This window comes from Veillonella fallax (assembly GCF_020687175.1).
Lineage (GTDB): Bacteria > Bacillota > Negativicutes > Veillonellales > Veillonellaceae > Veillonella > Veillonella fallax.
Genome location: NZ_JAJEQD010000005.1, coordinates 33,656 through 58,079, shown reverse-complemented (window position 1 = coordinate 58,079; position 24,424 = coordinate 33,656). Strand labels below are relative to the sequence as shown.

The 24,424-nt window shown below is 35.3% G+C and carries 28 protein-coding genes; 27 read left to right on the top strand and 1 reads right to left on the bottom strand.

The genetic code is table 11. The features are described from left to right. Nucleotides 1–217: 217 nt before the first annotated feature. From LKD20_RS03445 to LKD20_RS03395, 11 genes are all read left to right on the top strand, one after another. Entirely contained in the window at nucleotides 218–1,945 is a 1,728-nt protein-coding gene (locus LKD20_RS03445; RefSeq protein WP_227720926.1) for an ABC transporter ATP-binding protein, read from the top strand. Then, nucleotides 1,932–3,677 carry an ABC transporter ATP-binding protein gene (locus LKD20_RS03440; RefSeq protein ID WP_227720925.1) on the top strand — a complete coding sequence of 582 codons (1,746 nt, stop codon included), beginning with the start codon at nucleotides 1,932–1,934 and terminating at the stop codon, nucleotides 3,675–3,677. The genes LKD20_RS03445 and LKD20_RS03440 overlap by 14 nt, the downstream gene beginning before the upstream one ends. A 1-nt stretch (nucleotide 3,678) precedes the next feature. Next, on the top strand, nucleotides 3,679–4,473 hold the full coding sequence (locus tag LKD20_RS03435) for a TrmH family RNA methyltransferase (RefSeq protein ID WP_227720924.1): 795 nt from the start codon (nucleotides 3,679–3,681) through the stop codon (nucleotides 4,471–4,473). A gap of 185 nt (nucleotides 4,474–4,658) precedes the next feature. Further along, entirely contained in the window at nucleotides 4,659–5,513 is an 855-nt protein-coding gene (locus tag LKD20_RS03430) for a ChbG/HpnK family deacetylase (RefSeq protein ID WP_156719112.1), read from the top strand. Beyond that, nucleotides 5,510–6,502, top strand: coding sequence for a lysylphosphatidylglycerol synthase transmembrane domain-containing protein (locus LKD20_RS03425; protein WP_227720923.1), 993 nt, complete (start codon nucleotides 5,510–5,512; stop codon nucleotides 6,500–6,502). Before LKD20_RS03430 ends, LKD20_RS03425 begins: the two co-directional genes overlap by 4 nt. 15 nt (nucleotides 6,503–6,517) lie before the next feature. Further along, entirely contained in the window at nucleotides 6,518–6,967 is a 450-nt protein-coding gene (locus tag LKD20_RS03420) for an ACT domain-containing protein (protein ID WP_005386672.1), read from the top strand. A 24-nt stretch (nucleotides 6,968–6,991) separates the two neighbouring features. Then, entirely contained in the window at nucleotides 6,992–8,281 is a 1,290-nt protein-coding gene (locus tag LKD20_RS03415) for a homoserine dehydrogenase (RefSeq protein ID WP_227720922.1), read from the top strand. A 3-nt stretch (nucleotides 8,282–8,284) separates the two neighbouring features. Continuing rightward, a complete protein-coding gene (gene thrB, locus LKD20_RS03410; RefSeq protein ID WP_227720921.1) occupies nucleotides 8,285–9,199 on the top strand; it encodes a homoserine kinase in 915 nt (304 codons plus the stop codon). Between the two features lie 55 nt (nucleotides 9,200–9,254). Continuing rightward, nucleotides 9,255–10,130, top strand: a complete 876-nt coding sequence (gene htpX, locus LKD20_RS03405; protein WP_227720920.1) for a zinc metalloprotease HtpX — start codon at nucleotides 9,255–9,257, stop codon at nucleotides 10,128–10,130. 22 nt (nucleotides 10,131–10,152) lie between these two features. Next, nucleotides 10,153–10,560: a nucleoside-diphosphate kinase gene (gene ndk, locus LKD20_RS03400; RefSeq protein ID WP_005386668.1), complete on the top strand. Its 408-nt coding sequence runs from the start codon at nucleotides 10,153–10,155 to the stop codon at nucleotides 10,558–10,560. Nucleotides 10,561–10,624: 64 nt separating this feature from the next. Next, entirely contained in the window at nucleotides 10,625–11,140 is a 516-nt protein-coding gene (locus tag LKD20_RS03395) for a cob(I)yrinic acid a,c-diamide adenosyltransferase (RefSeq protein ID WP_005386667.1), read from the top strand. Between the two features lie 48 nt (nucleotides 11,141–11,188). On the opposite strand, the gene LKD20_RS03390 is transcribed toward LKD20_RS03395, so the two are convergent. Next, nucleotides 11,189–11,524, bottom strand: a complete 336-nt coding sequence (locus tag LKD20_RS03390) for a hypothetical protein (RefSeq protein ID WP_227720919.1) — start codon at nucleotides 11,522–11,524, stop codon at nucleotides 11,189–11,191. 63 nt (nucleotides 11,525–11,587) lie between these two features. Here LKD20_RS03390 and cobU point away from each other — a divergent pair, with 63 nt between their 5' ends. The 16 genes from cobU to xseB all read left to right on the top strand — a co-directional run bounded on the left by cobU (nucleotide 11,588) and on the right by xseB (nucleotide 24,417). Then, complete coding sequence (cobU, locus tag LKD20_RS03385; RefSeq protein ID WP_227720918.1) at nucleotides 11,588–12,166, top strand: bifunctional adenosylcobinamide kinase/adenosylcobinamide-phosphate guanylyltransferase; 579 nt, start codon at nucleotides 11,588–11,590, stop codon at nucleotides 12,164–12,166. Further along, nucleotides 12,159–13,676, top strand: a complete 1,518-nt coding sequence (locus LKD20_RS03380; RefSeq protein WP_227720917.1) for a cobyric acid synthase — start codon at nucleotides 12,159–12,161, stop codon at nucleotides 13,674–13,676. The genes cobU and LKD20_RS03380 overlap by 8 nt, the downstream gene beginning before the upstream one ends. A gap of 12 nt (nucleotides 13,677–13,688) precedes the next feature. After that, nucleotides 13,689–14,681, top strand: coding sequence for an adenosylcobinamide-phosphate synthase CbiB (gene cbiB, locus LKD20_RS03375; protein ID WP_105094364.1), 993 nt, complete (start codon nucleotides 13,689–13,691; stop codon nucleotides 14,679–14,681). After that, nucleotides 14,681–15,574, top strand: a complete 894-nt coding sequence (gene cobS / locus LKD20_RS03370; protein WP_227720916.1) for an adenosylcobinamide-GDP ribazoletransferase — start codon at nucleotides 14,681–14,683, stop codon at nucleotides 15,572–15,574. The genes cbiB and cobS overlap by 1 nt, the downstream gene beginning before the upstream one ends. Before the next feature lie 65 nt (nucleotides 15,575–15,639). Next, nucleotides 15,640–16,524, top strand: coding sequence for a GHMP family kinase ATP-binding protein (locus LKD20_RS03365; RefSeq protein ID WP_156719120.1), 885 nt, complete (start codon nucleotides 15,640–15,642; stop codon nucleotides 16,522–16,524). A 24-nt stretch (nucleotides 16,525–16,548) separates the two neighbouring features. Continuing rightward, nucleotides 16,549–17,679: a pyridoxal phosphate-dependent aminotransferase gene (locus LKD20_RS03360; protein WP_227720915.1), complete on the top strand. Its 1,131-nt coding sequence runs from the start codon at nucleotides 16,549–16,551 to the stop codon at nucleotides 17,677–17,679. A 7-nt stretch (nucleotides 17,680–17,686) separates the two neighbouring features. Continuing rightward, nucleotides 17,687–18,325, top strand: a complete 639-nt coding sequence (locus tag LKD20_RS03355; RefSeq protein WP_156719122.1) for a histidine phosphatase family protein — start codon at nucleotides 17,687–17,689, stop codon at nucleotides 18,323–18,325. After that, nucleotides 18,325–19,023 carry a pseudouridine synthase gene (locus LKD20_RS03350; protein ID WP_308693717.1) on the top strand — a complete coding sequence of 233 codons (699 nt, stop codon included), beginning with the start codon at nucleotides 18,325–18,327 and terminating at the stop codon, nucleotides 19,021–19,023. The genes LKD20_RS03355 and LKD20_RS03350 overlap by 1 nt, the downstream gene beginning before the upstream one ends. A 70-nt stretch (nucleotides 19,024–19,093) precedes the next feature. Further along, nucleotides 19,094–20,167, top strand: coding sequence for a M24 family metallopeptidase (locus tag LKD20_RS03345; protein ID WP_227720913.1), 1,074 nt, complete (start codon nucleotides 19,094–19,096; stop codon nucleotides 20,165–20,167). Between the two features lie 15 nt (nucleotides 20,168–20,182). After that, nucleotides 20,183–20,740 carry an elongation factor P gene (efp, locus tag LKD20_RS03340; RefSeq protein ID WP_060924599.1) on the top strand — a complete coding sequence of 186 codons (558 nt, stop codon included), beginning with the start codon at nucleotides 20,183–20,185 and terminating at the stop codon, nucleotides 20,738–20,740. A 134-nt stretch (nucleotides 20,741–20,874) separates the two neighbouring features. Continuing rightward, entirely contained in the window at nucleotides 20,875–21,255 is a 381-nt protein-coding gene (locus tag LKD20_RS03335; RefSeq protein WP_178884980.1) for an Asp23/Gls24 family envelope stress response protein, read from the top strand. A 12-nt stretch (nucleotides 21,256–21,267) separates the two neighbouring features. Beyond that, the gene (locus LKD20_RS03330) at nucleotides 21,268–21,663 is read left to right on the top strand and encodes an Asp23/Gls24 family envelope stress response protein (protein ID WP_129823021.1); all 396 of its coding nucleotides are present in this window, start codon (nucleotides 21,268–21,270) and stop codon (nucleotides 21,661–21,663) included. Beyond that, the gene (gene nusB, locus LKD20_RS03325; protein WP_213467831.1) at nucleotides 21,653–22,057 is read left to right on the top strand and encodes a transcription antitermination factor NusB; all 405 of its coding nucleotides are present in this window, start codon (nucleotides 21,653–21,655) and stop codon (nucleotides 22,055–22,057) included. Before LKD20_RS03330 ends, nusB begins: the two co-directional genes overlap by 11 nt. Then, entirely contained in the window at nucleotides 22,057–23,010 is a 954-nt protein-coding gene (locus tag LKD20_RS03320) for a Kae1-like domain-containing protein (protein ID WP_227720912.1), read from the top strand. The genes nusB and LKD20_RS03320 overlap by 1 nt, the downstream gene beginning before the upstream one ends. Nucleotides 23,011–23,012: 2 nt before the next feature. Next, entirely contained in the window at nucleotides 23,013–24,236 is a 1,224-nt protein-coding gene (gene xseA / locus LKD20_RS03315; RefSeq protein ID WP_227720911.1) for an exodeoxyribonuclease VII large subunit, read from the top strand. Beyond that, a complete protein-coding gene (gene xseB / locus LKD20_RS03310) occupies nucleotides 24,211–24,417 on the top strand; it encodes an exodeoxyribonuclease VII small subunit (RefSeq protein ID WP_105085617.1) in 207 nt (68 codons plus the stop codon). Before xseA ends, xseB begins: the two co-directional genes overlap by 26 nt. Nucleotides 24,418–24,424 lie beyond the last annotated feature (7 nt).

Sequence of the window (24,424 nt, the reverse complement as noted above, 5' to 3'; positions counted from 1 at the left end):
TATAACACTTACATTACCATAAGTAAACTAAAAAATTCGATATAGTGTTTTTAAGGGAATAAATAGTATGTTATTGGCTTCATAATCAAGAAAATATCTTAAAACTACATTATATACGTATAGGTGTATTATGATATATGAAAAAAATGTGTATACTATAAGGAGTATATTTAAATAATGATAATCCTGTAATACAGAAATTTAACTGAGAGGTCCTATGAAACCTATAGAGCTATTTATGCAGTTTTTCCGCCGAGAAGGCTGGGTATATGCCATCGGCTTAACTATGCTAATCGCTATTGATATAGCATTTTTATTTGTTCCACAATTCATTGGTAATGCCATCGATACACTAAGTCACAATAAAGAGGGCTTAGTCAATTATATTATTTACTTTATTTTATTATTTATTATTATAACGATTCTAAAAGTTATTTCGCGACGCACCTTACTTGGTTCCATCCGTCGTATGGAGTACCTTTTTCGTGAAATCTTGTGTAGAAAAGCATTACAAATAAAAACAACATATTATGAGGCAAATGGACCTGGTAAAGTTATGGCGTTGATGACAAATGATGTTACATCTCTTCGTGTAGCGTTAGGTTTAGGTGTAATGATCGTGGTGGATATTATATTTTATTCCATTGTAGGATCTATTATTTTAATACAAAAAATAGATGGTCTATTAGCTTTTAAAATCATGACACCTGTATTCTTCATCATTGTTGCAATATTTGTGTTGGGCAGAAAATTACGTGCTAAACAGCGTAGTGCTCAAGCTACTTATAGTGATATGACAGAGTTTGGGCAAGAATTATTCCAAGGTATAGATGTAATTAGAGCCTTTAATCGAGAACGTATTATTTCTGACTCGTTTGAAAAAATAAATAAATTGAACTATAAGAAAAATATGGAGGTTGCCTTATTAGATTCTGTACTAACACCGTTAACAAGAATTGCACCGTTTATTTGTATTAGTATCAGTATTTTCATATGTGGTCACCTAGCTGTAAATGGTCAAATGTCCATAGGTGAATTTGTAACTATCAATTCATTCATTATGCTAATCGTAGGACCTTTAATTGGCTTTGGTGGACTCATTTCGATTGTACAAAAAGGCTTGGCATCGTTAGATCGTATTACCGATTTCTTACGACTACCAATAGAGTCAATTGATGACTCAACTGAAGTATTACCACTTGAGGATATTAATATACGATATTTAGATTTTAATTATGAAAATTCTAAAGGTCATGCATTGTCTCAAGTATCTACAACTATTCGTAAAGGCTCTTTTATAGGCATTGTTGGTAAACCTGGATCTGGTAAAAGTACTCTCTTTAAATTACTCATTGGTTTGCAACAAAGCCCCGCTAAATCTATTTATTTTGGGAACCAAGATATTTCAGATATACCTTTATCTAAGCTTCGAAATTCAATAGCTTATGTACCAACTCAGTCTTACTTGTTGAGTACTACTATTGAAGATAATATTAAATTTGGTAAAAATTTACCTATGCATGAATCTGTAGAGGTGGCTGCTAAAAAAGCCGACCTATATAGAGATTTAGGAAATCTATTAGATAATGACTTACATACTCTCGCAGAAGAAGGACATGACTTATCTGGTGGTCAAAAGCAACGTATTAATATGGCTCGAGGATTTTACAAAAATGCACCATATTTATTATTAGACGATTGTTTCTCAGCTTTAGATGCAGTAACAGTAAATACTATTTTAGAGACATTACATACGGTAAATGCACAAACTATATTGTTCATTTCACAGCGTTTAGAGGTTATAGAAAAAGCAGATAAAATCCTTGTATTTGATGAGGGCCGTATTGTAGAAGAAGGTACTCATGAAGAATTATTAGCTAAAAAAGGCTTATATCACACCTTATATGAAGCGCAGAAAGGAGGGGCTAGTAATGAAAAAGCGTAATTTTAAAAATGATTGGGCTTTGTTCTCCTATATAACTGCGTATATTAAGCCTTATTTGGGGATTTTATTATTAGCTACCATTGCGCTAGCTGGCAATTTAGTACTTTTACTTTTAAGACCTTATATAACTAAGCAAGTTATTGATCTCGGCTTTGCTACTAATGATATTAATGTTATCGAATATTATGCTGTAATATATGGTCTTACTATTATTGGTAGTGTGTTATGTATATTTGTAGAAAATTATTTTTTGAAAAGCTTTGGACAAAAAATTATTTATAATATACGTGCCATTGTATTTCAAAAGATACTTCATAAGTCCCATGATGAGTTTTATAAATTACCCATTGGTAATTGGGTAACTCGTATTACTAATGATGTAGAATCACTTCGTACCTTATATACAGACGTACTATTGAATTTAGCGAGTAGCGGCTTAATGATTATCGGTATTTTAGGATTCATGTATGCTATTAATGTACCGTTAGCAATTATCATGACGATTTTATTACCAATCATGGGCGTAATCATATGGGTATTCCAAAAGTTTTCTCGTAAAGCATTCCGTCAAGTTCGCCGTTCTGTAGCTGCCTCTAATGCGAGTATTAAAGAGCTATTAAACTACATAGTCATTGTCAAATCTTATAGCGGTGAAAAAGAAATTGAGGAGCGTTACAATACGGTTAATAAAGGTTTTTTAGAAGCCGGTCTTTTTGAAGTAACAACATTTTCTATTTTTAGACCTCTCGTTGATGGATTATTTTTTGTAGCATTAATTGTTATATTTACCACTACCAATTTAATTGATTCTATAGCTGATGCAGGTACTGTTTTTGCTTTCATTCAATATATGGATCGATTCTTTCAACCATTAAAGGACATTGCAGACAAATATAATTCCCTGCAAAGTTCATTAGCTGGTGCAGAGCGGTTAGTTCCATTATTAGAGGAAAAAGAGCGAAATATGGTGGATGAAGTTCCAAAGGAACTGATTCCTGTAGAATCAATTGAATTTGATCATGTTTGGTTTTCCTATGAGAATAACGATGTCTATGCATTACAAGATTTCACCTTACATATTAAAGCTGGTGATTTTACTGGTATTGTAGGTCCATCCGGTAGTGGTAAGTCCACATTATTATCCTTACTAATGGGTATCTATAAACCTACAAAAGGTTCCATCTACATTAATGGTATTGATATTTCAAAATATGATACTTCTGTACTTCGTCATTTAATGGGCTATGTATTCCAACAAGCTTACTTATTTAAAGGTTCTATTAAAGATAATCTTACACTTTTTGATAACTCTATATCTCATGATGAAATGGTAAAAGCTGCAAAACAAGTAAATTTAGATACTATGATTGAACAATTACCTGAAGGCTATAATACACCTGTTGGGTACTTAGGTTCTTTATTATCAGATGGACAAAAGCAATTACTAGCCTTTGGTCGTACATTAATAAGAAATATACCTATTTTATTATTAGATGAAGCAACTGCTAATATTGATAGTCATACGGAAAAACAAATACAAGCAAGTATCGAAAATATCCGTGGCAGTAAAACAATCGTAAGTATTGCTCATCGGCTATCCACCGTACAAGACGCCAATGAAATTGTTTATATTGAATATGGTAAAATAAAAGAAAAAGGTTCTTTCAACGAATTGATTGAGTTAAAGGGCGCCTTTTATAATCTATGGATTCGTCAAAAAAGTGGGAGTTAGCATGGAATTTATCCAATCTAAAGATAATAAAACTATAAAGCATATAGTTTCTCTAGGGCAACGCAAAAATCGTAGTAAATATGGTGAATACATTGTAGAAGGGATTCGTTCCATTCGTGATATTTCAACTATGGGAGTAATAAAAGCAATTGTTATACGCGAATCTAAATGTAAAGATAAAAATATAGAGGCATTATTATCCTTAGAGTCGATGCAATCGATACCTACTTATATTGCTCAAGATCCAGTATTTGATAAAATTGATAACACCGTAAATGGACAAGGTATCGTTGCAATAGTATCTAAACCTAAACATAGTATGGAATCAATTTCTATTGAAGATGGTGTATATATTACATTAGATGGCGTACAAGACCCGGGTAATCTAGGTACGATTTTACGTACCGCTGTAGCGGCAGGTGTGAAGGGGATATTTTTAATGAAAGGTACTGTTGATCCATATAATGGTAAGACTGTACGTAGTACAATGAGTGCATTACATAAAATACCTGTTTATGAAGATGTTACATTATCTATGCTTAATGATCTTATTGCAGAATCTAATATGTCTACCTATGTAACTGCCCTAGATAATTCAAAACCATACCATATGGTGGCCTATGATAAACGTTGTATGTTGATTTTAGGCAATGAAGGGAATGGTGTAACACCAGAGGTTATGAATCTATGTAAACACCGTATTATGATTCCTATGTATGGAGATATAGAATCCTTAAATGTGAGTGTGGCAGCAGCTCTATGTATGTATAAAGCACAAGAACAATTGATGTGCTAATTAAAATATATTAGGGTTGAATTATGTATTTATGATAAAAATTTATAAGTATATCGAAAGTCCTCTACTAGTATACAAGTAGAGGGCTTTTGTATTGATTTTATAGCTCTGTATTTGGTACAATAACATATATCCTTTGTGGGAGAACAAAGTTCTCCCTTTTTTTTATGAAAAGGAAGTAAACTATGTCCAAATTAATAGTAAATGCAGATGACTTTGGTCTTCATAGTGCAGTTAATGCTGCCGTCATTGATGGTCATCGTACAGGTATCATTACGAGCACCTCTCTATTAGCGGGAGGCGAAGCTTTTTCAGAAGCCATAAGTATGGCAAAAAATAACCCTAAGTTGGGCATTGGTGTTCATATCGCCTTAGTAGGTGGACTTAAACCGGTATGTAATCCTGCTGAAGTACCATCGCTGCTAACCTCTGAAGGCGTATTTCCAGAAACATATATCGATTTTATGAAGCGAATTTATACTGGAAAGATTAATTATAGTGAATTGCGCAAAGAAATTCACGCTCAAATGGAACGTATTATGGAATCTGGTTTACATGTAACGCATATTGATGGTCATCAACATATGCATGTATTACCGACGGTACTACCAATCGTAATAGAGCAAGCTAAACAGTATGGTATTAATGCTATACGCATTCCAGATGAATCTTCTTTATTTGTCAATTATATGTACTCTCCGGTGCGATTGTTAGGTAAGGTGGGATTATCCACTGTGGCTGCAAAAGCACGTCCTACAATACGTGATAATGGCATGTATTCCACACAATATTTTTGGGGTATGGTAAATGGGGGACACATTAATCAAAAAACGTTAATGGGTATATTAAAATCCGTATCTAAAAAATCGGGTACTCATGAATTGATGATTCATCCAGGTTTAAATAATACGCTTCTTGGAAATCAATATAAATGGGGCTATCATTGGGAAGATGAATTACAAGCTGTGTGTTCCAACCATACGCATTTATATATTAGACAACATAATATTGAGCTAATTAATTATGGAGATTTGATATGAGTAAAATGATGAAGAGAGGCATTTTTATGTTTCTCTTACTATTGGCTGTGTCAATTGGCATCATTTACTACACTATTGATCTAGATGCATTAAAAACAATTTCATCATTTAATAGTATTTCTTTATTATTGGCTTTAGTGGCCTTAACAGTAGGCATGTATTTTGATGGTTTACGGTTACAAAGACTCGTAAAAATCGGAGGATATAAGTTATCTATAAAGGCTGTGCTTCGTGTAATCTTTAGTAATTATTTCATGGCTATGTTAACCCCAGGTGCTAGTGGGGGTGCTGTTGCTCAAGTATTAGTATTACGGAGTTATGGTGTGCCAATATCTAAAGGGACTCCTATTGTGTTAATACGTACCGTATTTTCTATTATGTTCCTTGTTATTATGTTACCCTTCGTATTCTTAAGAGATGCTATTGAAATTCCATATATTTCAAGAGATACGCTATTGATTTTTGCAGTAGTATCTGTCATTGCAATGCTGGTAGGTACTTATATCTTACAAACTAAATATATGCGTCAATTTGTATATAACTTAGCGCAACGGTTTAAAGCACATAAAACGAAAGATTGGCTTTCTAAATTAGAAACATTGAATCAAGGTTTAGGATTACTATATAAACAACCAATTCAATCATTTATTGTATTTATTGAATCTGGGTTGAGTCTATTATGCTTATACTGTATTGCGCCAGCATTAATGTATGCTTTTACACCAGATGTTTCGATCATTGATATATTAGATCGAATGATTCTATTGAATCTTATTTTATATTTTGCACCAACACCAGGGGGAACAGGGATTGCAGAAGGACTATTTGTAGTATTGTTTAGTACCTTTGTCCCTAATGGAACGGTTGGTATTGTTGCTGTAGCATGGCGCGTTATGGCAGAGTATTTGCCATTTTTTGTCGGCATGTATGCGGTGTTAACATTATATGGGCGTCAATTTGTAGCCCAAGAAACTTCAACAGAACAATAAGGGAGTGTGTGTTCTATGACTAAACCAAAAAAAGATAAGTTTTATCTGGTGCAAGAAGATATTTTACCAGAAGCGATAAAAAAGACAATTAAGGTAAAAGAAATTTTGAAACTAGGTGAGGTTAAAACTATTAACGAAGCAGTGGAAAAGATGGATTTGAGTCGTTCTGCATACTATAAGTATAAAGATTATGTATTCCCATTTTTTGAAATTGCTCAAGGTAAAATTGTAAGCATTTATGTTTCAATGTCTAATGAATCAGGTATGTTATCTAGTGTGTTAAAAGCTATTGCAGAACGCAATGGTAGTATATTGACTATCAATCAAGACATTCCACTACAAGGTATAGCTAATAGCAGCATTTCCTTTGAAACTAAAGACTTACAAGGTTCATTAGAAGATTTATTATTAGATATTCGCTCTATGAAGGGCATTATTAAAGTAGAAATTTTAGGCCAAGCATAGGCTAATTAAGAGAGTAGGACAATTATGACCACTATAAAAATTGCGTTATTAGGTTTTGGTACTGTTGCACAAGGTACATTTAATTTATTGCAAGATAATGCTGAGTTAATTAGAAATCGCACAGGTGTTAATGTTGAAATTTCTAAAATCTTTGTACGTAATCCTGATAAATATAGCCATATTACATTGCCTGAAACAGCTCAATATGTAACAGATATTGAGGAAGTACTAAAAGATGATTCCATTCAAATGGTTGTGGAATTAATGGGTGGTACAACCTTTGCTAAAGATTGTGTAGAAGGTGCTTTAAAGGCTAAAAAAAATGTAGTAACTGCAAATAAAGATTTGTTAGCAGAATCCGGCCCATATCTATTAGACTTAGCTAGCAAAAACGGCGTAGATTTACGCTTTGAAGCATCTGTATTAGGTGGGATTCCAATTATCCGTACATTATATGAGTCCTTAGCTGGCAACCGTATTACAGAGCTCATCGGTATTATGAATGGTACTACAAACTTTATTTTAACTAAAATGTCTGAAGAAGGTTTAAGCTATCAAGACGTACTAAAGGAAGCGCAAGATCTTGGTTATGCTGAGGCCGATCCTACAGCAGACGTTGAAGGTCTAGATGCGGCACGTAAACTTGCTATCCTTGCATCTATTAGTTTCAATCGTCGCATTTTCTTTGAAGATGTATCCGTAGAAGGTATCACTTGCATTGATACGGAAGATATTAAATTCGGTAAAGAATTTGGTTATAATATCAAGCTATTAGGTATTGCAAAAGAAACTAGTCAAGGTTTATCTCTAAATGTATACCCAGCATTTATTCCTACCACACATCCTTTAGCATCTGTTCGCGGTTCTTATAATGCGATTTATGTAAAAGGTAATGGTATTGATGATGTAATGCTATACGGTCGTGGTGCTGGTAGCTTACCTACAGGTAGCTCTGTAGTATCCGATATTATGGAAGTAGCTAAAAATGTTTCATACAACGAAACAGGTCGATTGAAACCATTCTATTATGACCAAAAGAATATTTACTCCCCTGGTAAGATTCAATCTAGCTATTACTTACGTTTGGAAGTAGATAATAAAACAGGTGTATTAGCTAAAATTTCTGCCAAATTAGCAGAACAAAAGATTTCTGTTTTATCCATCGTTCAAAGAAATATGGATCCAGAAACTGCTGTATTAGCGATTGTAACATCTAAATGTCCTAGATCTTATATTTTAAATCTTATCGATTCCTTTAACAGCTTGCGTTCCGTTAAGTCTGTTAATAGTGTAATTCGTATTATGGAAGCTTAAACTATGAACACTGTTCGCGTACAAGTACCAGCCACTAGTGCTAACTGTGGACCTGGTTTTGATTGCTTAGGTTTGGCACTCAATCTATACAACATTTTTAGCTTTATACCTGATGTAAAAGCTACAGAATACACCTATACTTTTGAAGGTTTTGGCGCAGACATTTTACGTGCTGAAGATCCTAAAAAAAATCTTATTGGCTTTGCAATGGATCAAGTTTTTGCTACTGCGCAAGAACCAATCCAATATGGACATATTACGTCTGAAACTTTAATTCCTCCATCTCGTGGGCTCGGTAGTAGTAGTACAGCAATTGTAGGCGGATTATTATTAGCTAACGCATTAGTTAAACATCCTCTTTCAAAAGAGGAATTGTTAGTCATTGCAAACCGTATGGAAGGTCATCCAGATAATGTGGCACCTGCTATTTTCGGTAATTTATGCTGTGCTACAGGCTTAAAAACAAAGGTATTAAATACAGTTATCTCTGTTCCATCTGAATTGCATTTTGCCGTAGTCGTACCTGAGGTGATGGTTTCTACAGAATACGCTCGTTCTGTGTTACCTAATCATGTACCATTTAAAGAGGCTGTACAAAATGTGAGCCATGCATCTTTATTTGTAACTAGTTTGATTACACATCAATTAAGCAATTTATCTGTTGCATTAGATGATAATTTGCATGTACCATATCGTAAAACATTAATACCACATTGTGAGGCAGCCTTTGAAGCAGCTAAAGCAGCTGGTGCATATGGTGCAACTATTAGTGGATCTGGTTCCACACTAATTGCCTATGTAGATAAAGCCCACGTACAAGCTGTGGCAGATGCTATGGGTGCTGTATTTACATCTAATGGAATTGAAAATAGAACATATTGCTTAGAAGCCGATAGTACAGGAGCATCAATTATCTAGTTTGTGGTATAATTATAGTGTTAGGCATAGTCCATAACTATAATTGGAGGAAACTATGAACAATATGAAAACAACGCTTTTATTAGCGACTTTGACGGCCATTTTAGTGGTCTTAGGTGATATGATTGGCGGTAGAAGTGGTATGATGATTATGTTCGTTATATCCATGGGCATGAATTTTATGTCCTATTGGTATAGCGACAAGATTGTTTTAGCACAATATAACGCACAACAAGTTACGGCACAATCTAACCCTAAATTATATGGTATGGTAGAACGATTGGCTAAAAATGGTAAATTACCAATGCCAAAGATATATATCATCCCTAGTGATGTACCTAATGCATTTGCTACAGGCAGAAATCCGAGTCATGCAGCAGTTGCTGTTACAGAAGGTATCCAACGACTATTAACAGACGACGAGCTAGAAGGTGTTTTAGGACATGAGTTAACCCATGTCAAGCATCGTGATACATTGATCAGTACTATTGCTGCCATGATGGCAGGCGCAATTTCCATGATTGCCCATGTGCTTCAATTCTCAGCTATATTTGGTCGTTCAGATGACCGTGAAGGCTCTAACCCGTTAGAGTTAATAGGCGCCATAGTTATTGCACCTATCGCAGCAGCTCTTATTCAGATGAGTATCTCTAGAGCTCGTGAGTTCTTAGCTGATGAGGGGGGCGGAGAGATGTGCCGCAACCCTTTAGCTTTGGCATCAGCCCTTGCAAAAATTGACTACTATTCAAAACATGGTGCATTGCCAAATGCAAGTAATGCAACAGCCCATATGTTTATTATCAACCCTATGGTTGGTATTGGTGAAAGCTTGAGCAATCTTTTTAGTACACATCCTCGTACAGAGGAACGTATTGCAAAATTGAAACAACAAGCAATGAATCCTAAATATAAAGAGAAAGCATTATTTTAATTAATATCTACAGGAGGATATCATGCAAGAAACATTAGTTTTAATTAAACCAGATGCAGTTAAGCGTCAATTAAGTGGTGAAATTCTTAGCCGTTATGAACGTAAAGGTCTTGTCATTAAAGCATTAAAACTTTTACAAGTGCCTCGTGAATTAGCGGAAGAGCATTATGCTGAACACAAAGAAAAACCATTCTTCGGTGAATTAGTTGATTTTATCACATCTGGTCCAGTTCTTGCTTTCGTATTGGCCGGAGACAATGCCATCGTATCCGTACGTGCTTTAAACGGTGCCACAAATCCTGTAGATGCTGCCCCTGGTAGTATTCGTGGTGACTATGCCCTAACAATGGATGCAAACGTAGTACATGCGTCTGATTCTCCAGAGGCTGCTGCTCGTGAAATTCATCTTTGGTTCCCAGAATATAAATAATCTCAAGTTGAGAACATGTAGCTTTTCATTCTACATTTATGTATTTCTATAGGAGGTAATACATATGGCAAGTAGTGTTTATACAAAAACAGGCGATGCTGGTACAACTGGTTTATATACCGGTGAACGAGTACCTAAATCCTCTTTACGCGTAGAAGCTTATGGTACAATCGATGAATTACAAGCCTTTTTAGGCTTGGCTCGTTCCTATGCTGAAAATCCACGTGTTGCTACTGAATTATATGATATTGAGCGCAACTTATGGACTTTAATGGCAGATATTGCTAGTTTAAATGCGGCGCCAGTCATTACAGAGCAACATGTTAAACATTTAGAAAAGGTTATTGATCGCTTTGACGAAAAGCTTGAACCATTATCTAATTTTGTGATTCCTGGTGAAAAACAATCTTCAGCTTATTTACATGTAGCGAGAACGATTACTCGACGTGCTGAACGTGATTTATGGCGTGTATTAGATGCTGGTGAAAGCGTTCACGAATCTAATTTAAAATATTTAAATCGTCTATCCGACCTTTGCTTTATTATGTGTCGCGTAGAAGAGGAAATTGGAGCTGAATAAACAAAAAAAAGCTATGTATTTTACATAGCTTTTTACTCGTTATAGACCTTATTGTGAAATTGTTTGATTTAAAACATCGTGAGGACTTGGATAGTAGAAGAAAATATGAGGAATTTCATAACGGAATTTTTCTCTCAATAGATCAGAAAGTGTTGTTTCGAAGTTTATAATCTTATCAGCTCCGAAATCAAAATCTTCTACCAAAACCAATAACTGTGGTTCTACTTGAGGTGCATTTTCTGGTAACAGTTCTGGTGGTAGTGGAACATTTACTACTACACGTGTGGTACCAATATATTTACCTTGTCCATCGTCGATGGCAACACGATAGGTATTATCCCATAAAGTAGCCATCATTTTTAGTTTCATATTCATAATTTCCATAGTATCGCTCCTTTGTTATACTTATAATGATACTGAAATTATAAATTCTTGTATAGGTGCATTATGAAATCCCAAATTATATTGTGTTCCGGTGGAGCACGCAGTGGAAAAAGTGAATTTGCAGAACGTTTAGCACTTTCTACGGAAGGGCGTAAAGCTTATGTAGCAACAGGACAAGCGTTTGATGAAGAAATGGTTGATCGCATAAAAAAACACCAAGAACGACGTGGCGACATATGGAGAAATTTTGAAGTACCATTATATTTGGCTAAAGAGTGGCAAAATATTAGCCAATCTGCTGATGTAATTCTTATAGATTGTTTAACTATGTTTACTACGAATCACATGATGGCACATGGTTCTATACAAGGGCAACAAGATGCTAATGACTTGGAAGAGGCTGTACTTTCAGAATTAGAATCATTACTAAGTTTAATTGCATCAAGTGATGGGAAAACAGTTATTTTTGTAACTAATGAAATTGGTCTTGGTATTGTACCAGATAATAAGCTAGCAAGATATTTTAGAGATATTGCAGGCCGCGTCAATCGAACAGTAGCAACTGAGGCTGACAAATTATACCTAACGATTAGTGGCGTTACCATTGAGTTAAAATCCCAGGAGGTTCATATAAATGGCTAAGAAAATTATGTTCCAAGGAACAAGTTCCAATGTAGGCAAAAGTATTTTATGTACTGCATTATGCCGTATCTTTTATAGAAGAGGTTTTAAAACTGTTCCCTTTAAAGCTCAAAATATGGCCCTCAATTCTTATGTAACAAAATGGGGCGATGAAATTGGTCGTGCTCAAGTAGCGCAAGCTGAGGCTGCTGGCATAGATCCAATTGTACAAATGAACCCTGTGTTATTAAAACCTACAGGTAATCAATCTTCTCAAGTTGTATTGATGGGTAAACCTGTGGGCGTTTATAGTGCTAAAGAATACCATACAAAATATTCCTTAACCGCTCTTGATAAGGTAAAAGAATCTATCGATTTCTTAGATTCCAATTTCGATATGATGGTTATTGAAGGTGCAGGTAGCCCTGCAGAAGTGAATCTCAAGGCTAATGATATCGTAAATATGCGCATTGCTAAGATGACGCAAGCACCTGTATATCTCATCGCTGATATCGATCGTGGTGGTGCTATTGCATCTATTGTGGGTACATTAGAATTACTCGAACCAGAAGAACGAGATCTCATTAAAGGTATTGTTATCAATAAATTCCGTGGTGATATTAAACTACTAGAACCTGCACTAACCTTCATTGAAGAAAAAACAGGTAAAAAGGTAGTTGGTGTCATTCCTGCCATTGAAAACCTTGATATTGATGAAGAAGACTCTGTTGCACTGGAAAACAAACGCAATAGTGGTGCTAAAGAAATTCAAGTAGTGGTTATGCAAACACCTAAAATTTCTAACTTTACTGACTTTGATGCATTAAATTATGAACCAGATGTATCTGTTCGATTCGTCGGCCCTGGCGATGTTATTGGCAATCCGGACTTAATCATTTTACCGGGCTCAAAAAATACACTAGCAGATCTTACATATCTTCGTAACTCTGGTTTTGCCGATGAAATAAAAAAACTTGCCGACCAAGGTACACCTGTTATTGGTGTATGTGGGGGCAATCAAATGTTGGGCAAAACAATTTATGATCCGCATCATATGGAAGGAGATATTGAAGAAATTGAAGGCCTTGGTTTAGTCGATTCTTCTACGACTATGAAGAATCAAAAAACAACACATCAAGTAGAATTCAATGTTTCAAATCTTCAATTTTTAAATGGTACATTTACAGGTGAAAAACTAGTAGGCTATGAAATCCATATGGGTGATACTACACCATTAGTAGATACTGTGCGCCGTTGTTTCACCATTACAAGTCGCAGTGAAGAAGCCGTTAATGTAGTTGATGGTTTTATCGATGGTAATCACCAAGTAATGGGGACATATATTCATGGTGTGTTTGATAATGATGAATTTAGACGCTTTATTATCAATCAGTTGCGTGAACGTAAGGGGTTAGAACCATTAGATGTAGTATTCCATTATTTCGAACACAAGAATGCAGCTTATAATCGATTAGCTGATATTGTAGAAGAACACTTAGATATGGATTATATTATGTCTACCTTGGGGTAATAGGGGAGATATATGGAACATTTAACAATCTTGCATTGGTTTACAAAGTATAGCTTTGTATGTATACCAGTCTTAGCATTTTTATTAGATTTACTCATTGGAGATCCTAATAGTAAATACCATCCTGTAGCTATTATTGGTCGCATTATATCTTTTTTTGAAGCAGTTCTCTATAAAGATACTGATAACGATACTAAAAAATTATGGTACGGTGGTATTGCGGTTGGCTTAATCCTCGTTTCTGTATATATTATAGTGTCTTTAATATTGTGGCTTGGTGGCGTAATTGATGAATGGGTAGAATATGCTCTTGAAGTAATTATTTTATATATTGCTATATCTCCACGTTCACTAGCTGGTGCAGGCTTTACTATTAGCCAATTAATTAAACAAGATAATATTGTAGAAGCACGCAAGCGATTATCTTGGATTGTAGGTCGCGATACAGAAGAATTAGATGAAAGTGAAATTACACGAGCTACTGTAGAAACCATTGCTGAAAACACAGTGGATGGAATTATTGCTCCGTTATTTTTCTTTATCCTCGGCGGCCCAATGGGTGCAATTCTATATAGAACTGCCAATACTATGGACTCTATGCTTGGGTATAAGAACCAAAAATATTTATACTTTGGTCGAGTAGCAGCTCGCTTTGATGACGTGCTCAATTGGATTCCTGCACGCATTACCTTTATATTATTAATAATTTCTGCATTCTTTTTACGCTTTGATGCTAAAAAAGCCCTACAAATTGGCTTGCGTGATGCCCATAAGCATCCAAGTCCTAATGGCGGTTATGCAGAAGCACCAGTTGCAGGAGCCTTACATATTCGATTAGGTGGTTACAACCAATATTTCAAAAAAATGACCTTCCGTGAATACATGGGAGATCCCATTGAAAAATTAAATCGTAACCACATTACACGTACAATTTATATGATGTATTTTACGACTATACTAATGATTATAATTAGTACAGCCATTACTTATGGGATGAATGTATAATGACACCTTTTTTCATAGCATTACAGTTTCTAACACGTTTAAAAATCGTTAATCAAACAGAATGGTCTGTAGAAGATTTTGGTAAATCCGTTGTAGCCTTTCCCTATGTAGGCTTAATTATTGGCCTTATTTTAGCATTATTGTATGGTATATTATCACCATTTATACCGTTAGTACCATTGATGTTAATCCTTGTTATAGCGGAATTCTTAATTACAGGTGGTCTCCATGCTGATGGCCTAATGGACACCAGTGACGGTTTATTTTCTGGACGTGAAAGGGAACGTAAGTTAGAAATTATGAAAGATAGCCGTATAGGCTCTTTTGGTGTTGTTGCTTTTGTATTTGTTACACTTTTAAAATGGCAATTATTAACAGCGATTCCAACAGCGGAATTTATTCCAATGGCACTAATTATGATGCCATTAATGAGTCGTTGGTCCCTTGTTTTGAGTATTCGATCCTATCCCTATGCACGAGAGCAGGGGATGGGGGCTGCATTCGCTAATTTAGCACCAAAGCATGTTATTACGTACAATACACTTTCAACCTTCTTTATGCCTATTGTAATATTACTAATTGGTGTAATTTTATATACCCTTTTATATGGTGTATATTCTATTTTTTCCATAGCTGATGTAGGCTATGTTGTTGGATTAGGTGTATTGGTTTACGCTACATTAGGTATTTTTCAAATCAATATTGTAAGTATGATTATTACCTATATTATCAATCGTATACTCAACCATTATATTGTTAAGCAACTTGGTGGTACTACAGGTGATACTTACGGATTTGTTGTTGAAGTTACAGAGGTTTTATTACTTTTAATTTATATTATTATATTATCTGTATTATCTGCTTCTGTGGCTTCTAATACTACGATGTTTTAATACTTATTTATCCATTGTTTTATAAAAACAATTACTGTTTTTGTTTAATGCGAAAGGAGTTTAATGTGACCTATTATGTAAGAGCCCCAGGTACATGTGGGGAATTTCTACAAGGTTCTATTAATGGCCAGTCATTTTTAGTGACTTGTCCTATTAATCGTTACTCCTACGCATTAAGTAATGTAAAACATCCATTTTCACAACATTATTGTGCATTACAACCTAAGTCAGCTCTGGCAAGACAATTAGTACAACGATTATTAGAGAAAAAAAATAAAGATCAAACTTGTCCACCTGTATATGTACGTTCTGACATTATACAAGGTAAAGGGATGGCTTCAAGTTCTGCTGATATTTCTGTAACGGCTATGGCTACCGCTTTAGCTATGGATTATAATTTATCACTAAAAGAACTAGAGCAAATCTGTTTATCCGTAGAACCTACAGATGCTTCATTTTATCAAGGTGTTACGCAGTTTGATTATATTAAAGGTACCATTTCTCAACCACTAGGAATGTGTCCGCCATTGAAAATTCTTGTATTTGATGAAGGCGGTAGTATAGATACCATTACCTTTAATCAACAAGTAGATTTACAAACTAAAATTTTAGAAAAAGAGCCTATTATACGTGAGTCACTAGATTTATTTAAACAAGGCTTAAAAACACATGATATCAATTTAATTGGTCAAGCAGCTACATTGAGTGCTTTTGGTAATCAACGCATACTATATAAAGCAAACTTATATGATTTTCACGATATAGGAAATTACTATAACAGTGTTGGTACAATCATAGCTCATAGTGGTACTATTATGGGACTGCTATTTCCAGTAGATTACAGTCGCATTGATGATTGTAAGCAAGAAATCATACGTAAGTTACCTCACTTATCCTATGTGGATACAGTAGAAACCACAAATGAAGGATTAACCTATATTAAACGATAATATATTTAATAGAAAGAGAATTATATGTCTAAGATACATGGGGGCAATATATTTCAGTTTGCCCATGAACAACGAATTGAACCATATGAGGTGGTCGACTTTAGCGCTAATATTAATCCCCTTGGACCTAGTCAACGTGGATTAGACGCATTAAATGTACAATTGCGCTACATTTCTCATTACCCTGATGCTACCAATGATGATGTATTAAATGCTATTGCTGATACATATGGAATGGATAAACATCAAATTATAGTTGGTAATGGTGCAGCCGAGCTATTATATGCTATTTGCCGTTTACCTGGATATACAGGTGCTTTTGTACCAGCACCAGGATTTTCTGAGTATAAAGAGGCTCTTGAAGCAAGTAAGATTCCTGTACTTGATATTTTTTATCGACCTCGGGAAGATGATAATGGAAAACCTTATTTTGAGGTACCATATTTGGCATTGGAAACCTTTGCAGCTGAACTAAAAGGGCAAGATGGTCGCATCATTGTATTTTTAGGTAATCCTAATAATCCAGATGGTACATTACTTGATAAAGATCATATTCGCACTGTAGCGAGCATGTTGAAAGATGCAAATAGCTTACTTGTTATAGATGAATCATTTATCGATTTTGTTGGAAATGATCCGTTACAAGATAATGAGCATTCTATACGCTCTTTAGTAAATGAATTCGATAATATCATCGTAGTTCATTCCTTCACAAAATTCTATGCTGTACCTGGTTTACGCATTGGTGCCGCTTTTACTAACGAAACATTAATTACTCAATTACAGCAATATATCCCTAGTTGGTCTGTAAACACATTAGCGCAAGCATATACAAAGGCTGCCTTGAATGATGTGGATTACATTAAGCGAACTAAACAAGAATTAAATGAAGAAAGAGCATTTATGTACAATGCATTAGATGCTATAGAAGGAATTACTGTATATCCACCTTCAGCTAATTTTATTTTGTTCCAAGTTAATCAAGAAGGAATTACAGCAAACTATATTAATGAAGAGCTAAAAAAATATAATATGATTGTGCGCAATTGTGACTCCTATGTAGGTTTAACTAATCACTGGGTACGCATTGCTATTAAAGATCATGATACTAATATTAAACTGGTGGATAAACTGACAGATATTTTGAAAGTATAGGAAGATTATGAAGACATTATATATTGTGCGTCATGGTGAAACTGATTGGAATAAAATGGGGAAATATCAAGGTATTACAGATATTCCCCTCAATGAAAACGGTTTGAATCAAGCTAAAGCATGTGCTAATGCCCTTAAAGATGTTACCTTTGACCGTATCCTATCTAGTGATTTAAGTCGTGCCTTAGTTACAGCCGAAACGATTCGAGGTGACCGCACAACATCTATCACAGTAGATAAACGATTGCGAGAGCTTAATTTTGGTGACTGGGAAGCTATGCTATTTTCAGACATTGAAGCACGTTGGCCTGGCCTTATTGATGAGATGTATTTGCGGCCTCATCTTGTAAAAGTACCAAATGGCGAAAGCTTTAAAGATTTGCAAGATCGTGCCTGGGCAGGTCTGGAAGAATTCCTCAATGTTAATGATGAGGAAGAGACTCTTTTAATAGCATGTCATGGCGGAACAATTAGAACCTTATTATGTAAATTATTAGATATTTCTATTAGTCATTGTTGGAATTTTAGCCAAGGTAATACAGCTATTAATCGTATTTTCTATAATGGTATGGGCGAATACGATCATAATATTTTGAATTTGCTCAATGATACAGCTCATGTTGAATTACTCCAAGGACATGTATGATGCGACTCGATAAATTATTAGCTAATAAAGCTTATGGCAGTCGAAAAGAAGTTCATCAACTATTAAAGGATCAAAGAGTTACTATTAATGGTGAAATAACAACAAAAAAAGATATCCACGTTGATATTGAATCTGATGTAATAACAGTTGATGGTCAAGTGGTTAGTACTAAGCAGCAGTATTATGTAAAATTTCATAAACCCAAAGGCTATGTTACAGCTGTGGAGGATGCAAATCATCCCGTTGTAATGGATTTATTGCCCCCTGAATATATTAAAATGGGGGTAGTTCCTGTGGGAAGATTAGACAAGGATACAGAAGGATTACTGTTGCTTACCAATGATGGTGTTTGGGGACATTTAATCATCAATGGTAATAAACATGTATCCAAGGTTTATTACGTAGAATATGATGGTGAGTTAACAGAAGAAGGAATTCAACGTATAAAAGAGGGGATTGTACTAGGTGACGGAACCCATTGCAAGCCTGCTTTAATTGATGTTGTATCTTCTCAATCTCTGCATATTACCATTGAAGAAGGCAAATATCATCAAGTAAAACGTATGATTGGTGCTGCAGGCGGTACTGTTACATATTTAAAACGGTTAACTATAGGCCATATAGATTTAACAGGCATAGAAGAAGTTGGTTCTGTACAGGACTTAACCATTGGTGATATAGAGGCTTTCAAAAAATAGCATAAAATTCTATTCAATATAGGTATTTTATGGTAAGATTAATTGTACTTTATAGACTAGGAGCATGATTATGAATGGTTTAAATCTGCTACAACAGTATATTAAAGACCAAGAATTAACAGGCGTCATTTTGATGAGCCCTATAAATTTACATTATTTTGCTGGTTTTACTGGTACTACAGGCTTTGCTATCATTACACAAGATAAAGCCTTTATGATTACTGATTTCAGATATACTGAGCAAGCTACAAAACAATGTGAAGGATATACAGTCATTCAATATGAATCCTCTGTTATGGATACTCTTGTAGATATATTCAATGAGCATCATATTCACGAAGGTTTATTCGGTATTGAAGGCAAGCAAATGCCGGTAGATACGTATGAAACCTTATGTGATACATTAGATGAACGCTTTAATTTTACATCTATCAATTTTGCTAAACTACGAGCAGTTAAGCGAGAAGATGAATTAGAATTATTGCGAAAAGCTGCCAAAATTGGTGACGACGCCTTTGCTGCATTATTACCACAATTAAAGGTAGGAATGACAGAAAACGAAGCGCGCATCATATTAGAAACAGAAATGTTAAAACGTGGATCAGAGGAGCCTTCCTTTGCAACCATCGTTGCTTCTGGTAACCGTTCTAGTATGCCTCATGGTGTAGCTAGTGATAAGGTCATTGAAGCAGGTGATTTTGTTACCTTCGACTTTGGCTCCGTATATAAGGGTTACCATTCCGATATGACTAGAACTATTGTAATGGGTCCTGCCTCTGAATTACAAAAAAAGCTGTATAGTATAGTTTTAGAAGCACAAAAACGCGGCGTAGTTGCTGTTCGGGCTGGTATTACTGGTAAAGAACTCGATGCAGTATGTCGTGATTATATCAAAGAACATGGATATACCAAGGAATTTAATCACGGTACTGGTCATGGCGTAGGTCTCGAGATTCACGAAGAACCAGTGGCTAATACAAAATCCGATACGGTATTTACAGAAAATATGATCATTACGGTAGAGCCTGGTATTTATATTACAGGTACTATCGGATTGAGAATAGAGGATAGTGTCATCGTCAAATCTGACGGCTATGAGGTGTTGACACATAGTCCAAAAGAGTTAATTGAAATAGGTATTTAGAAGGAGAAGAGTTAGATGATTTCCAGTAATGATTTTCGTCCAGGTGTAACCGTTGAAATCGACGGTAATGTATGGCAAGTAGTTGATTTCCAACACGTTAAACCAGGTAAAGGTGCTGCATTCGTACGTACTAAAATGAAAAATTTGCAAACTGGTTCTGTAGTAGAACGTACGTTCAATGCTGGTGAAAAAGTTCCTAAAGCACATGTTGACCGTCGTCGTATGCAATACTTATACGAATCTGATGGCGCTTACACATTCATGGATAACGAAACTTATGATCAAGTTGAACTTAACCTTGAACAACTAGGTGATGCTAAAAACTTCCTTCTTGAAAATATGGAAGTATCCATCATGTTCTTCCAAGGTATCGTAATCGGTATCGATTTACCTGTAGCTGTTGAACTTCGAGTAGTTGAAACAGACCCTGGTATCCGTGGTGATACTGCTACTGGTGGTAACAAACCAGCTGTATTGGAAACAGGCTACACTGTAAAAGTACCTCTCTTCATTGAAGTAGATGATGTACTTCGTATTGATACTCGTACAGGTCAATACATCGAACGTGCCTAATACTTATTGATATGTATTGGGGCTAGATCTTTTCATGGAATCTGATTCCCCATATATCTAACATTTGCACTGTAAGCACTTGTCGTCTATGTAATTATATATAGGGACAAGTGCTTTTTTTGAAAGAGGCCAGTATGACCAAGAAAAATACTGAACTAGAGTCTGGTAAAATTAAGATTAGTGAAGATGTATATGCTACGATTGTCACTATGGCAGCACTTGAAACAAAGGGTATACATCATATGAGCTCCACCTTTAATGATGGTGTTAATACCTTCTTTAGACGTAAATCTGATCATGAAGGTGTAAAGATATCATTTAATGATGAAGGAGCAATTTCTGTTACTTTATATGTTTGCATTCAATATGGGTATCGTATCCCTGATGTGGCCTTACGTTTACAAGAACGTATCAAAACAGCTTTAGTTTCTTATACAGAAATTGAGGTACAAACCATTGATGTAGTGGTACAAGACATTATTTTTGATGATTTAGTAACACCATCACAGCCTTAGGAGGGTATCTATATGAGTTCAGACAATCAATTAAACTATGGATTAGATATGGATACCATTGATATTGCAGACTCTGTCATCATCGATGTAGCTACTAAAACGTTAGCTACGATTCCAGGTATTCATTCTTTAAGCCCTCGCTTTTACGATGAATTAGTAGAGGGCATTACACATGCCTTTGGTCAACGTAGTTTACCAGGTATCAATGTTAAACATCGTAAAGGTTTTATTGAAATCAATATTTATATTAAAGCCTTGTATGGATACAATCTTATTGAATTATCCAAACAATTGCAGTTAGAAATCAAACAAACCTTAAAGAATATGCTTGATCTTGATCATGTTAAGGTTGATGTTCATATTGAAGGTATTGTTAAAGAAAAGGAGCCAACTCCACATGGTAATTAAGCGAAATCGACGTGAAGCACGTCAATACGCATTTCAAATGTTATATGCTAATGAATTTCATGTAGACCAAAGTGATGTTCAATTTCCAGAAGGACATATGCATAAATCTATGGATAAGGCCTATGCGAATAACATTATAAATGGTGTATTATCCGCTTCTGAAATTATAGATGCAGCATTACAGCCATTTTGTAAATCACGTAAAGTCGAAAACTTAGACAAGGTTGATCGTGCTATTTTACGTATTGCTCTATGGGAAATGACAAATGAAGATGAACCTTTAGAACCATCTATAGCTATTAATGAAGCTATTCAATTAGCTAAAGATTTTGGTTCTGATTCTTCCTACAAATTAATTAATGCAATTCTAGATGCATATAATAAGAGTAAATAATGAAACGATATTACTTAGGCATTGATACTAGTTGCTACACTACAAGTTGTGCCATTATAGATAGCGACTTTCAAATAGTTGGGGAAGCTCGCAAAATATTAGAGGTCAAACAGGGTGAGCGAGGACTACAACAATCAAATATGGTCTTTCAACATACAAAGGCATTGCCTAAGTTGATATCTGAATTGCCACAACTACCAATTAGCGGTATCGGTGTTAGTGGTTTTCCTAGACGTGAGGAAAATTCCTATATGCCAGCCTTTATGGTAGGGCTAGGGTATGGTCAATCTCTAAGTCATATGATGAATGTACCGCTACACGTTTTTGCACATCAAGAAAATCATATTTTAGCTGCCCTTCGAGAATTAAAAACAATTCCCAGTGAACCATTCTTAGCACTTCATTTATCAGGTGGTACTACGGAGCTCGTGTATTGTCATTATAAAGGTGAAGGCATTTTTGATTCTCATATTATCGGTGGTTCTAAGGATTTACAAGGCGGACAATATGTGGATCGGATTGGTGTAGCTATGGGCTTGCCATTTCCAGCAGGGAAGCATCTTGAAGCATTAGCATTACAAACTACCGAATATGAACCGTTGCCATCTTCGGTAAAAGAAGGTTGGATCAGTTTTGCTGGTCCATGTAGTGCAGCTATGCGACGTATAAGTGATTCTATGAATGATACAGAAAAGTCTAACTTAGCGAGAGCTGTATTCACATCCATAGGAAATGCATTAGAAAAAATGATTACCTATCATTTACAAAATAAACCGGTTCAAACATTAATTGCCGTTGGTGGTGTAATGAGCAATAGCTTACTTCGTCATCGTATGGAGCAGTATTGTAGACGTAACCATCTTACATTACATGTAGCACAGCCACAATTTTCTGTTGACAATGCCACTGGCAATGCTTTTGGCGCAGCTTTTTTACAAGAAACTAGAGGATAATCGTGAATGTATTAACCATTACACAATTAAACAATCTTATAAAGCGCACCTTAGACCGTGAATATCTCCTTAAGAATGTCTATGTTAGCGGTACTATTATTAACGCAAAACGCCATAGTAGTGGTCACATGTATTTCTCGTTAAAAGACGAAGAATCTGCTATTGATGTTACCATGTGGTCTAGTACTGTTATGCAAAAGGGCCTTGCCAATGCCATTCAGAATGGTTTATTAGTGACTGTAAAAGCATCTGTTAATTTTTACAATAAAATGGGCCGTTTAAATCTTATTGCATCCGATATGCAAATAGGGTCTAAAAGCCCATTACAGCTCGAATTTGATGCGTTAAAACGAGAGTTAACGGCGCTAGGATACTTTGATGACAGCCACAAACAAAGTCTTCCGTACATGGCAAGTTGCATAGGCATTGTTACATCTCAATCTGGTGCTGTATTACATGATATTTTACATGTCAGTGAGAGACGTAACCCACTAGTGCAATTTAAGTTATTCTCTGTTCCGGTCCAAGGCAATACTGCAGGACCTGTTATTGCCAAAGGTATTGCTGCTGCCGATACTGATCCTGATGTAGATGTCATCATCGTTGGTCGTGGCGGTGGATCTATGGAAGACCTATGGTGTTTCAATGATAGATCTGTTGTAGAGGCGATTTATAATGCTAATACACCAATTATTTCAGCAGTAGGTCATGAAACAGATTATACCTTATGTGATTATGTAGCAGATGCTCGTGGAGCAACACCTAGTCATGCTGCAGAAATGGCCGTACTTCCTATAACGACATTGCAAGATCAATTGTCAGAAAAAGAAGAGTATCTACATGAGTTTATACGGTATACATTACAACAGAAACGTACCGATTTAACATTGCTCTTTAATCGTAGATTAGGCATTCCAGCTCTACAATTTCTACATAAACAAAAAACACATTTACAAGAGCTTTCACAGTCTTTAACCAATGCCACAAAAGAACGATACAATACAGAGAAACATAGTCTAGCATTGTTAGCTCAACAATTAGAATCTCTAAATCCATTACAAATGATGGTAAAAGGATTTGCAAAGGTTGAACATAAGGATAAACCTATAACGTCTGTTACACAATTACATCCAAAGGATGATATACGAGTTACACTTGCTGATGGTTATGTGAATGCTATGGTAAAGGAGGCGCACAAAGATGGCCGCATCACTAAAAAGTTATGAAAAGAAATATAAAGCCTTAGAGGATATCGTGAAGCAATTAGACGATGGTGATATGACCATCTCTGAACTCTTAACTCAATATAAAAAGGGCTTAACATTAGTAAAAGAATGTGCAGAAATGCTCGATTCGGTTGAAAATGAAGTTCAACAAATTATCGAAGAAGTCCGCATCAGCGAATAAGGAGATT

What these genes read in the sequence shown, in the direction of transcription:
- LKD20_RS03445 (WP_227720926.1), top strand. Translation starts at nt 218, where the DNA reads ATGAAACCTATAGAGCTATTTATGCAGTTTTTCCGCCGAGAAGGCTGG.
- LKD20_RS03440 (WP_227720925.1), top strand. Translation starts at nt 1,932, where the DNA reads ATGAAAAAGCGTAATTTTAAAAATGATTGGGCTTTGTTCTCCTATATA.
- LKD20_RS03435 (WP_227720924.1), top strand. Translation starts at nt 3,679, where the DNA reads ATGGAATTTATCCAATCTAAAGATAATAAAACTATAAAGCATATAGTT.
- LKD20_RS03430 (WP_156719112.1), top strand. Translation starts at nt 4,659, where the DNA reads ATGTCCAAATTAATAGTAAATGCAGATGACTTTGGTCTTCATAGTGCA.
- LKD20_RS03425 (WP_227720923.1), top strand. Translation starts at nt 5,510, where the DNA reads ATGAGTAAAATGATGAAGAGAGGCATTTTTATGTTTCTCTTACTATTG.
- LKD20_RS03420 (WP_005386672.1), top strand. Translation starts at nt 6,518, where the DNA reads ATGACTAAACCAAAAAAAGATAAGTTTTATCTGGTGCAAGAAGATATT.
- LKD20_RS03415 (WP_227720922.1), top strand. Translation starts at nt 6,992, where the DNA reads ATGACCACTATAAAAATTGCGTTATTAGGTTTTGGTACTGTTGCACAA.
- thrB (WP_227720921.1), top strand. Translation starts at nt 8,285, where the DNA reads ATGAACACTGTTCGCGTACAAGTACCAGCCACTAGTGCTAACTGTGGA.
- htpX (WP_227720920.1), top strand. Translation starts at nt 9,255, where the DNA reads ATGAACAATATGAAAACAACGCTTTTATTAGCGACTTTGACGGCCATT.
- ndk (WP_005386668.1), top strand. Translation starts at nt 10,153, where the DNA reads ATGCAAGAAACATTAGTTTTAATTAAACCAGATGCAGTTAAGCGTCAA.
- LKD20_RS03395 (WP_005386667.1), top strand. Translation starts at nt 10,625, where the DNA reads ATGGCAAGTAGTGTTTATACAAAAACAGGCGATGCTGGTACAACTGGT.
- LKD20_RS03390 (WP_227720919.1), bottom strand. Translation starts at nt 11,524, where the DNA reads ATGGAAATTATGAATATGAAACTAAAAATGATGGCTACTTTATGGGAT.
- cobU (WP_227720918.1), top strand. Translation starts at nt 11,588, where the DNA reads ATGAAATCCCAAATTATATTGTGTTCCGGTGGAGCACGCAGTGGAAAA.
- LKD20_RS03380 (WP_227720917.1), top strand. Translation starts at nt 12,159, where the DNA reads ATGGCTAAGAAAATTATGTTCCAAGGAACAAGTTCCAATGTAGGCAAA.
- cbiB (WP_105094364.1), top strand. Translation starts at nt 13,689, where the DNA reads ATGGAACATTTAACAATCTTGCATTGGTTTACAAAGTATAGCTTTGTA.
- cobS (WP_227720916.1), top strand. Translation starts at nt 14,681, where the DNA reads ATGACACCTTTTTTCATAGCATTACAGTTTCTAACACGTTTAAAAATC.
- LKD20_RS03360 (WP_227720915.1), top strand. Translation starts at nt 16,549, where the DNA reads ATGTCTAAGATACATGGGGGCAATATATTTCAGTTTGCCCATGAACAA.
- LKD20_RS03355 (WP_156719122.1), top strand. Translation starts at nt 17,687, where the DNA reads ATGAAGACATTATATATTGTGCGTCATGGTGAAACTGATTGGAATAAA.
- LKD20_RS03350 (WP_308693717.1), top strand. Translation starts at nt 18,325, where the DNA reads ATGCGACTCGATAAATTATTAGCTAATAAAGCTTATGGCAGTCGAAAA.
- LKD20_RS03345 (WP_227720913.1), top strand. Translation starts at nt 19,094, where the DNA reads ATGAATGGTTTAAATCTGCTACAACAGTATATTAAAGACCAAGAATTA.
- efp (WP_060924599.1), top strand. Translation starts at nt 20,183, where the DNA reads ATGATTTCCAGTAATGATTTTCGTCCAGGTGTAACCGTTGAAATCGAC.
- LKD20_RS03335 (WP_178884980.1), top strand. Translation starts at nt 20,875, where the DNA reads ATGACCAAGAAAAATACTGAACTAGAGTCTGGTAAAATTAAGATTAGT.
- LKD20_RS03330 (WP_129823021.1), top strand. Translation starts at nt 21,268, where the DNA reads ATGAGTTCAGACAATCAATTAAACTATGGATTAGATATGGATACCATT.
- nusB (WP_213467831.1), top strand. Translation starts at nt 21,653, where the DNA reads ATGGTAATTAAGCGAAATCGACGTGAAGCACGTCAATACGCATTTCAA.
- LKD20_RS03320 (WP_227720912.1), top strand. Translation starts at nt 22,057, where the DNA reads ATGAAACGATATTACTTAGGCATTGATACTAGTTGCTACACTACAAGT.
- xseB (WP_105085617.1), top strand. Translation starts at nt 24,211, where the DNA reads ATGGCCGCATCACTAAAAAGTTATGAAAAGAAATATAAAGCCTTAGAG.